Raw genomic sequence first — 12112 nt, 5'->3', positions numbered from 1 at the left:
ACCGTGTCCCCCCCGTTGTCGTTCCCACCCCTTCAAACGCGCGGTCCCATCTGCGGGTTCCCGGCGGCAACGGATACAGTCACGCCCAGGCAACCACGGGGACAGGAGAGGGTCATTAGCGGCAACCGGCAGGCAAGCTGGGCGTTCGCCGACGCCTATGCCGCCGAGGACGAAGCGCTGCACTGGGCCCGTGACCGGGCCCGCGAGGCAGGGCTGCGCTCGGTGTCGCCGAGCACGGGCGCCGCGCTGCGGATGCTCGCCGCCACCGTGGACGCGAAGGCGGTCGCGGAGATCGGTACCGGCACCGGCGTCTCCGGGATCCACCTGCTGCACGGAATGCGCCCGGACGGCGTGCTGACGACCGTCGACCCCGAGCCTGAGCACCAGCAGTTCGCCCGGCAGGCCTTTCGCGCCTGCGGCTTCGCCAGCAACCGGGCCCGGTTCATCCCCGGCCGCGCGCTCGACGTCCTGCCCCGCCTCGCGGACTCCGGCTACGACCTCGTCTTCTGCGACGGCGACCGCCTGGAACTCATGGAGTACCTCGCCGAATCGTTGCGGCTGCTGCGGCCTGGAGGACTCGTCGTCTTCGAGGGTGTCTTCGCCAACGGCCGCACGGTCGATTCCGGACCGCAGCCCACGGAGGTCATACGGATCCGGGAACTGCTGCGGGCGGTGCGCGACAGCCAGGAGATGGTGCCTTCGCTGCTCCCCGTGGGCGACGGACTGCTGTGCGCGGTCAAGCGCTGAGTCCGAAGGTCCGCGGATCGCGGCCGGCAGGCCCGTGGGCGGCCTTTGGGCCTTTCGGGCCATGCGGCCCGGAAGGACGGCCGGACGGACCGCGGGAAAGCTGAGAAAACAACCGCTCCGGCACCCTGAAGGATGCCGGAGCGGTCGAAAGAGTAGGGTCGCTTGCGCGTCAGCCGACGACCTTCTTGAGGGCGTCGCCGAGCGCGTCGGCCTCATCGGGGGTCAGCTCGACGACGAGTCGACCGCCGCCTTCGAGCGGAACGCGCATGACGATGCCCCGCCCCTCCTTGGTCACCTCGAGCGGGCCGTCACCCGTTCGCGGCTTCATGGCCGCCATGCTCGTTCCCCTTCCTGAAACCAGCTCATCGCCAAAGCCGACGGCCCCGTGGAGGGCAGCCGCGGTCCAGCGTGGGACACACGACACCGGCATCGAACACATTGCTTCCAGGCCATTATCCCGCATCTCAGGACCCGATGACCAACATCAGTCGGCATCGCTTGGGCAACGCGCGCGAGCAAAACCACTCAATTCGGCGATGTGACTGCGATACTGCACCGCCGCACGGACTTCCACGCACCGGAAACCGTCCCGAATTCTTTGACGCAGGTCACATGTCGGGTCCGGTCCATGGACGGTGATCTCCGCCATGCTGTCCTCGTACACCGGACGTACTGACCAGTAGTACGCCGGAGCCGCGACACGGAGGGGAAACGCCATGGCCGACACCGTGCTCTACGAGGTGAGCGACGGGCTCGCGACGATCACGCTGAACCGCCCCGAGGCGATGAACGCGCTGAACGTCGCGACCAAGGTCGCCCTCAGGGACGCGGTCCAGTCCGCGGCTGCCGACGACGCCGTGCGGGCCGTCCTGCTGACCGCCGCGGGCGAGCGGGCGTTCTGTGTGGGACAGGACCTGAAGGAGCACATCGGGCTGCTGGCCGAGGGCTCGAAGCAGGTCATGAGCACGGTCGCCGAGCACTACAACCCGATCGTGCGGGCGCTGACCGAGGCGCCCAAGCCGGTGGTCGCCGCCGTGAACGGGGTCGCCGCCGGAGCCGGTTTCGGTTTCGCGCTGGCCGCGGACTACCGCGTCGTGGCCGACACGGCGTCCTTCAACACCTCGTTCGCGGGGGTCGCGCTCACCGCCGACTCCGGTGTCTCGTGGACCCTGCCCCGGGTGATCGGTCCGGGCCGGGCCGCCGACCTGCTGCTCTTCCCGCGCAGCATCACGGCCCAGGAGGCGTACGAGCTGGGCATCGCCAACCGGGTCGTCCCGGCGGCCTCGCTGCGCACGGCGGCGGAGCGGCTGGCGCGGATGCTGGCCGAGGGGCCGACGGTGGCGTACGCGGCGATCAAGGAGGCGGTGGCCTTCGGGTCCTCCCACTCCCTCGCCGAGACGCTGAACCGGGAGGACGAGCTGCAGACACGGGCCGGGGCCTCCGAGGACCACGCGATCGCGGTGCGGGCCTTCGTCAACAAGGAGGAGCCGAAGTACCTGGGCCGCTGAGCCCGGTCACAGGAGCGGCCGAGCCCGGTCACGGGAGCGCAGGAGCTGCTTCGGAGGGCACGGGGACCCCAGGACCGTCATGGCCGGTCGCGCGGTCCCCGCGGCCCTCAAGGGGCGGTTCTCGCCACGCAGGTCTCCAGGTGGTCGTCCACCAGGCCGCAGGCCTGCATCAGCGCGTACGCCGTCGTCGGGCCCACGAAGCGCAGGCCCCGCTTCTTCAGGGCCTTGGACAGGGCCGTCGACTCCTCCGTCACCGCCGGCACGTCGGCCAGGGTCTTCGGGACCGGCCGGCCGGCCGGGTCGGGAGCGTGCGACCAGATCAGCTCGTCCAGGTCACCGGGCGCCCAGTCGGCCAGCACGCGCGCGTTGGCGAGGGTGGCGTCGACCTTGGCGCGGTTGCGGATGATGCCCGGGTCCGCGAGCAGGCGGGTGCGGTCCTCGTCGGTGAAGACGGCGACCGAGGCGATCTTGAAGTCGGCGAAGGCGGTGCGGAAGCCGGGGCGTCGGCGCAGGATCGTGATCCAGGACAGGCCGGACTGGAAGGCCTCCAGGCTGAGGCGTTCGAACAGCGCGTCGTCGCCGTGGACCGGGCGGCCCCACTCCTCGTCGTGGTAGGTCACGTAGTCCGGCGTGGACAGTGCCCAGGGGCAGCGCAGCGCGCCGTCCGCGCCGGCGAGCGCACTCCCCTCGCTCACTGCTGGTCCTCCGGGGCCGGCTTCTCCATGGAGACGTGGCCGCCGCCTGCCGGGGTCCTGGCGCCCGCCAGGGCGGACTCCAGGTCGGCGATGCGGGCGTCACGCTCGGCGAGTTCGGCGGCGACCCGGTTGAGGGCGTCGTCCACGTCGGCCATGCGGTAGCCGCGTACGGCCAGCGGGAAGCGGAGGTGGTCGATGTCGGAGCGGTCGACCGGGCGGTCCTCGGGCAGCGGGTCGTGCAGTCGCTCGGGGGCGACCTCCGGAAGCGGGCCGGTGCCCTCGCCGCCGCCCACCACGGCGAGTGTCACCGCGGCGACCACGACGGCGAGCGCGATGACCAGGAACAAGAACATAACCATCGGTGGGTCCCCACGCTCGGTGTGCTCGGAGTGGATGTGCTTGGGTCCGATCGTGCCATGCGGGTCCGACAGTTAGGGTCGCAGGCGGTGGATGTGCAGGACGTACGAGGAGAGGTCACAGGGGATGCTCAGGCTGGGCAGGCGTGAATTCGGCGCGCACGAGCCGGTGATCATGGCGATCGTGAACCGGACCCCCGACTCCTTCTACGACCAGGGGGCCACCTTCCGTGACGAGCCGGCCCTCGCACGCGTGGAGCAGGCGGTGGCGGAGGGCGCGGCCATCATCGACATCGGCGGCGTCAAGGCCGGGCCCGGTGAAGAGGTCACCGCGCGGGAGGAGGCCCGGCGGACGGTCGGCTTCGTGGCCGAGGTGCGGCGGCGCTTCCCGGACGTGGTCATCAGCGTGGACACCTGGCGGGCCGAGGTCGGCGAGGCGGTCTGCGAGGCGGGGGCCGATGTGCTCAACGACGCCTGGGGCGGCGTCGATCCGCGGCTGGCGGAGGTCGCGGCGCGGTACGGGGCGGGGCTGGTGTGCACGCACGCGGGGGGCGCCGAGCCGCGGACCCGTCCGCACCGGGTGACGTACGACGACGTCATGGCCGACATCCTGCGGGTGACCGTGGGGCTGGCGGAGCGGGCGGCGCAACTGGGCGTGCCCAGGGAGTCGATCATGATCGATCCGGGGCACGACTTCGGGAAGAACACCCGGCACAGCCTGGAGGCGACCCGGCGGCTCGGGGAGATGGTGGAGACGGGGTGGCCGGTGCTGGTGTCCCTGTCCAACAAGGACTTCGTGGGCGAGACGCTGGACCGGCCGGTGAAGGAGCGGGTGGTGGGGACCCTGGCGACGACCGCCGTGTCGGCGTGGCTGGGGGCGCAGGTGTACCGGGTGCACGAGGTGGCGGAGACCCGGCAGGTGCTGGACATGGTGGCGTCGATCGCCGGGCACCGGGCGCCGGCGGTGGCCCGGCGGGGGCTCGCGTAGTTTCCTCGCCCCCGCCGCCCCTACCCGTCCCGTCCCAGGGGCTCCGTCCCTGGACCCAGCTCCTCAAACGCCGGAGGGGCCGGGATCCCAGGCGGAGCGCCCAGGGCGTCTCTTTGGGATCGGGTCGGATCAGGCCGCGGTGTCCGGAGCGGTGCGTCGCAGGCCGGAGCATGATCCGCGTACCGGGTGTACGCGGATCATGCGACAACGCCGCGAGGTGCCGTACCGGGCGCCGCGGACCCGGGCTGATCCAAAAGAAGCGCCCTAGCGGCCCGCCTCCTTCGACACCAGGGCCACCGCCTCCTCCACGTCGTCCGTGACGTGGAAGAGCAGGAGGTCCTTCTCGGAGGCCTTGCCCTGGGCGATCAGGGTGTTGCGCAGCCAGTCGATCAGGCCGCCCCAGTACTCCGTGCCGAAGAGGACGATCGGGAACCGGGTGACCTTCTGGGTCTGGACGAGGGTGAGCGCCTCGAAGAGTTCGTCCAGGGTGCCGAGGCCGCCGGGCAGGACCACGAAACCCTGCGCGTACTTCACGAACATCATCTTCCGCACGAAGAAGTAGCGGAAGTTCAGGCCGATGTCGACGTACGGGTTGAGGCCCTGCTCGAAGGGGAGCTCGATGCCCAGGCCCACCGAGATGCCGCCCGCCTCGGACGCCCCCTTGTTGGCCGCCTCCATCGCGCCCGGACCGCCGCCCGTGATCACGGCCCAGCCGGCGTCGACGAGGGCGCTGCCGAGCCGTACGCCCGCCTCGTACTCCGGGGAGCCCACCGGGGTGCGGGCGGAACCGAACACGCTGATCGCCGGGGGCAGTTCGGCGAGGGTGCCGAAGCCCTCGATGAACTCCGACTGGATCCGCAGCACCCGCCAGGGGTCCGTGTGCACCCAGTCGGAGGGCGCCCGTTCGTCCAGCAGCCGCTGGTCCGTGGTGCTCGACTGCACCTGGTCCCGCCTGCGGAGGACCGGTCCCAGGCGCTGTTCGTCCGGTGGCTGCTTCTTGCCCTCGGGGTTCCCTGTAGCCATGGTGAGCTCCCTCCGCGATTGACCCTCCCCGGCTCGGGCGAGGCCGAGAGCCGGGGAAGTTTGTTCCACCTCAGCGTAGATCTACGCGGGTTACGGACGGGGGACGTCGGCGTGTCCGCCCTGAAGAGCCCCCGCGCCGAACGTCCCCTCAGGCGGTGAGCCAGGCCCTCAGCCGCTCCTCGCCCGCCAGGATCTTGGCCGTCTCCACGCGTTCGTCCCGCTTGTGCGCCAAGTGCGGGTTCCCGGGGCCGTAGTTGACCGCGGGGACGCCCAGCGAGGAGAAGCGACTCACGTCCGTCCAGCCGTACTTGGGCATCGGGGTGCCGCCGACCGCCTTGATGAAGGCCGCCGCGGCCGGGTGGGAGAGGCCGGGGAGGGCGGCCGGGCTGTGGTCGTCGACCACGAACTCCGCGACCCCGCAGTCGGCGAAGACCTCGCGGACGTGGGCGACGGCCTCCGCCTCGCTCCGGTCCGGCGCGTAGCGGAAGTTGACGGTGACGACGCACTCGTCGGGGATGACGTTGCCGGCCACCCCGCCCGTGATGCCGACCGCGTTGAGCCCCTCGCGGTACTCCAGGCCGTCGATGACCGGGTAGCGCGGCTCGTAGGCGGCGAGGCGGGCCAGGATCGGGGCCGCCGCGTGGATGGCGTTGGAGCCCATCCAGCTGCGTGCCGAGTGGGACCGCTCGCCCTTGGTCTTCAGCAGGACCCGCAGGGTGCCCTGGCAGCCGCCCTCCACCTGGCCGTCGGAGGGCTCCAGCAGCACCGCGAAGTCGCCCGCCAGCCACTCCGCGCGATGCTCGGCCACGTGCTTGAGGCCGTTGAGGTCGGCGGCGACCTCCTCGTTGTCGTAGAAGACGAAGGTCAGGTCGCGGTTGGGCGCCGGGACCGTCGCCGCGATGCGCAGCTGGACCGCGACCCCGGACTTCATGTCGCAGGTGCCGCAGCCCCACAGGACCCCGTCCTCGTCCAGCCGCGAGGGGACGTTGTCGGCGATCGGGACCGTGTCGATGTGCCCGGCGAGGACCACACGCTCCGCGCGGCCCAGGTTCGTGCGGGCGATCACGTTGTTGCCGTAGCGGTCGACCGTGAGGTGGGGCAGCGCGCGCAGGACGGACTCGATCGCGTCCGCGAGCGGCTTCTCGGTGCCGCTCTCCGAACGGAAGTCGACGAGCCGCGCGGTGAGTGCGGCGGCGTCCAGAGTGAGGTCAAGCGGGGTGTCGGCCATGCCGTCGACCCTAACGCGCCGACCGGGGCGTCCGGCTTTTCCGCGCTCGGCGCACAGGCCTCCTGCTCCTCAGTACTCTCCAGTACCTTGTACGCGTGCCAGAGCCGTCCCCCTCTCCCAAGCGCCGCGGCCGCCTCCTCCGTTTCGGGGCGGCCTGCGTGGTCCTGTCCGCCGTCGCGGGTTATGTCGTGGTGCAGTACGTCAGCGGCGGCACGGACGATCCGGGGTGCCGGGTCGTCTCGGGCGGTGCGAACGGGGTGACCTACGAGTTCACGCCGGAGCAGGCGGTGAACGCGGCCACGATCGCCGCCGTCGGCACCAACCGGGCCATGCCCGAGCGTGCCGTGGCGATCGCGCTCGCGACCGCCCTCCAGGAGTCGGGGCTGCGCAACCTCACCCACGGCGACCGGGATTCGCTCGGCCTGTTCCAGCAGCGGCCCTCGCAGGGCTGGGGCACCGAGAAGCAGGTCACGGACCCGGCGTACGCGGCGGACATCTTCTACGAGCACCTCGCGAAGGTCCGCGACTACACCGAGCTCCCGCTCACCGTCGCCGCGCAGCGCGTGCAGCGCAGCGGCTACCCGGAGGCGTACGCCAAGCACGAGCCGGACGCCACGGTGCTGGCCGCCGCGCTGACCGGCACGGCGGCGGCCACGCTGACCTGCAACGGCCGCTCGGCCACCACGCCGACGACCACCGGTCCGGAGGCGGTGCGGGCGGCGCTGGTGCGGGACTTCGGGCGGGACACGCTCCGGCGGGCGGGCTCGGAGGCCGGCGCGCAGGACGTCTCGTCCACTCCCCCGGCGGACCCGGACGCACCCGCCGCCGAGAGCGCCGGGCGGACCGTGACGCTGCCCGTGACCGAGGACACCGCCTCCGGTGGGCGCAGTGCCGGCGAGCGCGGCTGGCAGCTGGCGCACTGGGCGGTGGCCAACGCCTCGGCGCTGCGCATCGAGAGCGTGTCGTACGCGGGCCGGGAGTGGGTCTCCGGGAACACCGACAGCCGGTGGCGGGCGACCGGCTCGACCAACGCGGAGGCCGCCGGGGCGACGGGGGCGGGCGGCGGGAACGGCAGCGTACGGATAGTCACCGCGCAGTAGACCGCGCAGTGGACCGCGCAGCAGTACGGGTCGTCACTCGGCCGGGTCACGTACGGACCGTTCGGGGGACCTGGTGCTCAGGTTTTCGCGCCGTCACCCCCGCATCCGGCGAATCCCTTGCGGACAAAGGGCTACAGGGGTTTGACGGACTTTCACATCGGGCGGTTTTTGCCCGTTTTTATCCGCAGGCGATAATGCGACGCATTGCCAACTCTTTGCGTCGGCCGTGCGCAACCTTCGCGGGCTTCGAGCGGTAGTCACTGCGTCCGGGCCCGGACAGACAGACAGTCACAGCAGACACAGCAGACACAGACAGTCCTTGTTCTCTCCCGTCGAAGGAGCATCATGTCCCTCCCCCTGACCCGCCGGATCGCCCGTGCCGCGCTGCTTGTCGCTGCGGGAGCGGCCGCCGGGGTCGGTGCGGCCGGCTCCGCCAGTGCGGCCCCCAGCCTTCCCGCCGCTCCGAACCTCGGCGGACTGACCGCCCTGGACGCGGCGAGCGTCGGCACCACGGTCGACGGCGCGGCGCAGAACGTCACCGGACTCGCGGGTGAGACCGGCGGCAAGGCCGTGAAGAAGGCGGTGCCTGCCGCGGGCAGGACCGGCGGCAAGGCCGTGAAGAAGACGGCGCCCGCGGCACAGAAGACGGCCGGCGAGGCGGCGGGCTCCGCCGGGGGCCTCCTCGGGGACACCGCGTCGACCGCCACCAAGGGCGGACTGCCGACGGACTCGCTCACCAAGGGCGGGCTGCCCGGCGCCGAGACCCTGCCGGTGAAGAGCCTGCCGCTCGGCTGACGCCCGCGGCCCTCGAGCCGGTGACGGGGTCCAGGGTGTTCCCTGGGCCCCGTCTCGTCGTCGCGGCAGGCCGGCCCCGGGCGGGCCCGGGCGGAGGCGGGCCCGGGCGGGGGCGGGCTCGGGACGCGTCCTAGCCGGCGAGCCGCGCGACCGCCGCCGCGATCCGCTCGTCCGTCGCCGTCAGGGCCACGCGGACGAAGTTCTCGCCCGCCTCGCCGTAGAAGTCGCCGGGGGCCACCAGGATGCCCAGGTCCGCCAGGTGGGCGACGGTGGTCCAGCAGGACTCGTCGCGGGTGGCCCAGAGGTACAGGCTGGCCTCGCTGTGCTCGATGCGGAAGCCGTGGGCGAGCAGTGCCTCGCGCAGCGCGGTGCGCCGGGCCGCATAGCGTTCCCGCTGCTCACGGACGTGGGCGTCGTCGCCGAGGGCGGCCACGGCCGCCGCCTGCGTGGTCGCCGAGGTCATCATGCCGCCGTGCTTGCGGATCTCCAGGAGCGGGGCCAGGACGGCCGGGTCGCCCGCCAGGAAGGCCGCCCGGTAGCCCGCCAGGTTCGAGCGCTTGGACAGCGAGTGGACCGACACGATGCCCTCGTACGAGCCGCCGTTGACGTCCGGGTGCAGGACCGAGACCGGGTCGGCCTCCCAGCCCAGCTCCAGGTAGCACTCGTCCGAGAAGAGCAGGACGCCGTGCTCACGGGCCCAGGCCACGATCCGGGTCAGCTCGTCCTTGGAGAGCACCTTGCCCGTGGGGTTGGACGGCGAGTTGAGCCAGAGCAGCTTCAGCCCCTCCGGGTCCAGGTCCGTGGGGTCGTCGTAGACCTCGTACCCGGCGCGGGCCAGGCGGGCGCCGACCTCGTAGGTCGGGTAGGCCAGGCGCGGGTAGGCGACCCGGTCGCCGGGGCCGAGGCCCAGCTGGGTCGGCAGCCAGGCGACCAGTTCCTTGGAGCCGACGATCGGCAGCACGTGCCGGTGGGTGACACCGCGGGCGCCGAGCCGCCGCTCCACCCAGCCGGTGATCGCGTCGCGCAGTTCGGGCGTGCCCCAGACCGTCGGGTAGCCGGGTGAGTCGGCCGCGTCGATCAGGGCCTTCTGGATCAGCTCGGGGACCGGGTCGACGGGGGTGCCGACGGAGAGGTCGACGATGCCGTCCGGGTGGGCCGCGGCCGTCGCCTTGTACGGCGCCAGCTTGTCCCAGGGGAAGGTGGGGAGACGGTCGGAGACTGCGGACACGGCTTCTGGCTCACTTTCTGGTACGGCAGCTGCCCCTGACGGCAAACGCCTCGGCCCCGCACGGCGATCTGAGGCGATCAGGCCGTACGGGACCGAGGCGGCACGAGGTGCGGGCCGCTTTACTGGTTCTGCGGCGGAAGCGCGGCGACGAAGGGGTGGTCGCGCTCGATCAGCCCCAGCTTGCTGGCGCCGCCGGGCGAGCCCAGCTCGTCGAAGAACTCGACGTTCGCCTTGTAGTAGTCCTTCCACTCCTCCGGAGTGTCGTCCTCGTAGAAGATCGCCTCGACCGGGCAGACCGGCTCACAGGCGCCGCAGTCGACGCATTCGTCCGGGTGGATGTACAAGGACCGCTGGCCCTCGTAGATGCAGTCGACCGGGCACTCTTCGATGCACGCCTTGTCCTTCACGTCGACACAAGGCTGCGCGATGACGTAGGTCACGCTGTCGTTCCTCCTCGATAGGGCGCCGGCGGGCCTCCTCAGGCTCCGCCGCCTGGCGCGCGGGAGCGCGGCGTCGTCGATGCCCGCCTCTAGTATCTCCGTTCTCGGGCATGATCCGAACAGGAGGGGTGAACTGACCTGTGGAATTCTCGGCCGCCGGACGCCTCGAGGTCCGCATCACCACTGCTGACGTGGGCAAACGCGTCTCCGTGCGATGCCTGACCGAGGCGGGTGCCGCCGGGGGGAAATTCACCGACACGGTAGGCGTTCTCACATCATGGGACGCCGGTGTGCTGGTGATCACACGGAAGGGCGGCGAGAGCGTCCGCGTTGACGCGTCCTCGCTGGTCGCCGGGAAGGTCGTACCGGCCGCCCCGGCCCGCCGCCGGGGTCCGGCCGCCGGCTACGAGGAGCTCGCGCGGGTCGCCTCCCGGGCCTGGCGTCCGCTGGAGAGCGCGCGGCTCGGCGAGTGGGAGCTGCGGGCCGCCGCCGGATTCACCCGCCGGGCCAACTCGGTGCTGCCGCTCGGCGCGCCGGGCGTCCCGCTCGACGAGGCCCTGGACGTCGTACGGCGTTGGTACGGCGAGCGCGGGCTGCCCGCCTACGTGCAGACCGCGACGGGGGCCGAGGGCGCCCAGGAGCTGCTGTGCGCGGAGCTGGAGCGGCGCGGGTGGGTGCGTGAGGTGAGCGCCGAGCTGTGGATCGGGGCACTGGCGCCCCTCGCCGACCGGGCGGAGGCTGAGGGGGTAACCCTGGCCCGGGATGCCGACGAGGCGTGGCTGGCCCGCTATCAGCGCAAGGGGGTGAGTGAGGTGGCCCTGAAGGTGCTGGGATCGGGACCGTCGGTGTGGTTCGCGTCGGTGCCCGGGGCGTCCGGCGAGGCTCCCGCCGCCATCGGGCGGTGTGTCGTGGACGGGCGCTGGGCCGGGTTCGCGGCGGTCGAGGTCGATCCGGCGCGGCGGCGGCGGGGCCTGGCCACCGTCGTGATGGCCGCGCTCGCCCGGCGGGCCCTGGAGGAGGGGGCGTCGGCGGCCTGGCTCCAGGTGGAGGAGCAGAACGCGGGAGCACGGGCGTTGTACGCCGGGATGGGCTTCGCGGCGCATCACGCCTACCACCACTATCGGGAGCATGCGTGAGCGGGTTCGAGGCCGCAGAGGTGCGGCGGCGGTTCGCCGAGGAGGCGCGGGCCGAGCGGCCCGATCTGGCCCTGCTGTGCCTGCTGATCGGCGCGGAGCCGGACCGGGAGCTGGACGAGGCCGCACTGGACGCCGCGCAGATCGAGCTGGACCGGCTGGCGGGAGAGCTGCCGTACCGGCCCGGCGGGCCGCGGGAGTGGGCGGTGGCGCTGCGGGAGCTGCTCGGCGAGCGGTACGGGTTCTCCGGCGCGGCGGCGGACTACGAGCGGCTGGAGTCGTCGCTGCTGCATCGGGTGCTGGTACGGCGGCGGGGCCTGCCGATCCTGCTGTCGGTGGTGTGGGTGGAGGTGGCGCGACGGGCCGGGGCGCCGGTGTACGGGGTCGCGCTGCCGGGGCACTTCGTGGTGGGGTTCGGGCCGCCCGCGGACGTGGCGCGCCAGGTGCTCGTCGATCCCTTCGACGGGGGCCGGATCCTGTCGGGCGATGACGCGGATTCGCTGGTCACCGCGGCGACGGGGGCGCCGCTCGAACCGTCGATGCTGGTCCCGGCGGAGCCTCTGGACGTCGTGATGCGGATCCTGAACAACATCCGGTCGTGGGCCCTGGCCCGGCCGGAGCGGTCGGATGTCGCGCTGTGGGCCGTGGAGCTGGCGCTGGCGGTGCCCTCCCATCCGGCCCGGTTGCGGTACGAGAAGGGGCAGTTGCTGGTGCAGCGGGGGGACTTCGTCGGCGGGGCCGTGGAGCTGGAGGAGTACGCGGGGCTGGTGGAGGTCGTGGACGAGGGGACCGCGGAGCGGGTGCGCAAGGAGGCGTTCGCCGCCCGCGCGATGCTGAACTGAGGCCCGCGGGAGGCCCGTTGGAAGGCCGT

The 12112-nt window shown here is 72.4% G+C and carries 14 protein-coding genes; 7 read left to right on the top strand and 7 right to left on the bottom strand.

The window, feature by feature from the left end:
* Positions 1-48 precede the first annotated feature (48 nt).
* Positions 49-747, top strand: coding sequence for an O-methyltransferase (locus QQM72_RS15075; protein ID WP_314221408.1), 699 nt, complete (start codon positions 49-51; stop codon positions 745-747).
* 169 nt (positions 748-916) lie between these two features.
* Here the strand turns inward: QQM72_RS15075 and QQM72_RS15070 are convergent, their stop codons facing one another.
* Positions 917-1084 carry a DUF3117 domain-containing protein gene (locus QQM72_RS15070; RefSeq protein ID WP_003966491.1) on the bottom strand — a complete coding sequence of 56 codons (168 nt, stop codon included), beginning with the start codon at positions 1082-1084 and terminating at the stop codon, positions 917-919.
* Between the two features lie 379 nt (positions 1085-1463).
* Here QQM72_RS15070 and chcB point away from each other — a divergent pair, with 379 nt between their 5' ends.
* A complete protein-coding gene (chcB, locus tag QQM72_RS15065) occupies positions 1464-2255 on the top strand; it encodes a 2-cyclohexenylcarbonyl CoA isomerase (RefSeq protein WP_314221369.1) in 792 nt (263 codons plus the stop codon).
* Between the two features lie 107 nt (positions 2256-2362).
* On the opposite strand, the gene QQM72_RS15060 is transcribed toward chcB, so the two are convergent.
* Entirely contained in the window at positions 2363-2950 is a 588-nt protein-coding gene (locus QQM72_RS15060) for a DNA-3-methyladenine glycosylase I (protein WP_314221368.1), read from the bottom strand.
* Entirely contained in the window at positions 2947-3303 is a 357-nt protein-coding gene (locus QQM72_RS15055) for a DivIVA domain-containing protein (protein ID WP_314221407.1), read from the bottom strand. The genes QQM72_RS15060 and QQM72_RS15055 overlap by 4 nt, the downstream gene beginning before the upstream one ends.
* 130 nt (positions 3304-3433) lie before the next feature.
* On the opposite strand from QQM72_RS15055, the gene folP reads away from it, so the two are divergent.
* Positions 3434-4294, top strand: coding sequence for a dihydropteroate synthase (gene folP, locus QQM72_RS15050; protein ID WP_314221367.1), 861 nt, complete (start codon positions 3434-3436; stop codon positions 4292-4294).
* Between the two features lie 264 nt (positions 4295-4558).
* On the opposite strand, the gene QQM72_RS15045 is transcribed toward folP, so the two are convergent.
* Positions 4559-5317, bottom strand: coding sequence for an LOG family protein (locus QQM72_RS15045; protein WP_057603272.1), 759 nt, complete (start codon positions 5315-5317; stop codon positions 4559-4561).
* Positions 5318-5465: 148 nt separating this feature from the next.
* Positions 5466-6545, bottom strand: coding sequence for a succinyl-diaminopimelate desuccinylase (dapE, locus tag QQM72_RS15040; RefSeq protein ID WP_314221366.1), 1080 nt, complete (start codon positions 6543-6545; stop codon positions 5466-5468).
* A 95-nt stretch (positions 6546-6640) separates the two neighbouring features.
* On the opposite strand from dapE, the gene QQM72_RS15035 reads away from it, so the two are divergent.
* A complete protein-coding gene (locus QQM72_RS15035) occupies positions 6641-7645 on the top strand; it encodes a heavy metal transporter (protein ID WP_314221365.1) in 1005 nt (334 codons plus the stop codon).
* A gap of 345 nt (positions 7646-7990) precedes the next feature.
* Positions 7991-8440, top strand: a complete 450-nt coding sequence (locus tag QQM72_RS15030) for an ATP-binding protein (RefSeq protein ID WP_314221364.1) — start codon at positions 7991-7993, stop codon at positions 8438-8440.
* Positions 8441-8570: 130 nt separating this feature from the next.
* Here QQM72_RS15030 and QQM72_RS15025 read toward each other — a convergent pair whose 3' ends face one another.
* Both QQM72_RS15025 and fdxA read right to left on the bottom strand, forming a co-directional pair.
* Positions 8571-9668, bottom strand: coding sequence for a bifunctional succinyldiaminopimelate transaminase/glutamate-prephenate aminotransferase (locus tag QQM72_RS15025; RefSeq protein ID WP_314221363.1), 1098 nt, complete (start codon positions 9666-9668; stop codon positions 8571-8573).
* A 119-nt stretch (positions 9669-9787) separates the two neighbouring features.
* The gene (gene fdxA / locus QQM72_RS15020; RefSeq protein ID WP_003973842.1) at positions 9788-10108 is read right to left on the bottom strand and encodes a ferredoxin; all 321 of its coding nucleotides are present in this window, start codon (positions 10106-10108) and stop codon (positions 9788-9790) included.
* 140 nt (positions 10109-10248) lie between these two features.
* On the opposite strand from fdxA, the gene QQM72_RS15015 reads away from it, so the two are divergent.
* Together QQM72_RS15015 and QQM72_RS15010 are read left to right on the top strand one after the other, a co-directional pair.
* Positions 10249-11244 (top strand): GNAT family N-acetyltransferase, encoded by a 996-nt coding sequence (locus QQM72_RS15015; protein ID WP_314221362.1) that lies wholly within the window; start codon positions 10249-10251, stop codon positions 11242-11244.
* On the top strand, positions 11241-12083 hold the full coding sequence (locus QQM72_RS15010) for a transglutaminase-like domain-containing protein (protein WP_314221361.1): 843 nt from the start codon (positions 11241-11243) through the stop codon (positions 12081-12083). The genes QQM72_RS15015 and QQM72_RS15010 overlap by 4 nt, the downstream gene beginning before the upstream one ends.
* The last annotated feature ends 29 nt before the right edge of the window (positions 12084-12112 follow it).

The sequence above is a fragment of the Streptomyces zaehneri genome (assembly GCF_032248645.1).
Lineage (GTDB): Bacteria > Actinomycetota > Actinomycetes > Streptomycetales > Streptomycetaceae > Streptomyces > Streptomyces coriariae.
Note: the sequence above shows the minus strand (reverse complement) of the source record. Positions and strands in the feature narration are given on the sequence as shown.

Excerpts from the sequence above, each read along its gene's own strand:
- QQM72_RS15070 (WP_003966491.1), bottom strand. The coding sequence starts at position 1,084 with ATGGCGGCCATGAAGCCGCGAACGGGTGACGGCCCGCTCGAGGTGACC.
- chcB (WP_314221369.1), top strand. The coding sequence starts at position 1,464 with ATGGCCGACACCGTGCTCTACGAGGTGAGCGACGGGCTCGCGACGATC.
- dapE (WP_314221366.1), bottom strand. The coding sequence starts at position 6,545 with ATGGCCGACACCCCGCTTGACCTCACTCTGGACGCCGCCGCACTCACC.
- folP (WP_314221367.1), top strand. The coding sequence starts at position 3,434 with ATGCTCAGGCTGGGCAGGCGTGAATTCGGCGCGCACGAGCCGGTGATC.
- QQM72_RS15055 (WP_314221407.1), bottom strand. The coding sequence starts at position 3,303 with ATGTTCTTGTTCCTGGTCATCGCGCTCGCCGTCGTGGTCGCCGCGGTG.
- QQM72_RS15045 (WP_057603272.1), bottom strand. The coding sequence starts at position 5,317 with ATGGCTACAGGGAACCCCGAGGGCAAGAAGCAGCCACCGGACGAACAG.
- QQM72_RS15030 (WP_314221364.1), top strand. The coding sequence starts at position 7,991 with ATGTCCCTCCCCCTGACCCGCCGGATCGCCCGTGCCGCGCTGCTTGTC.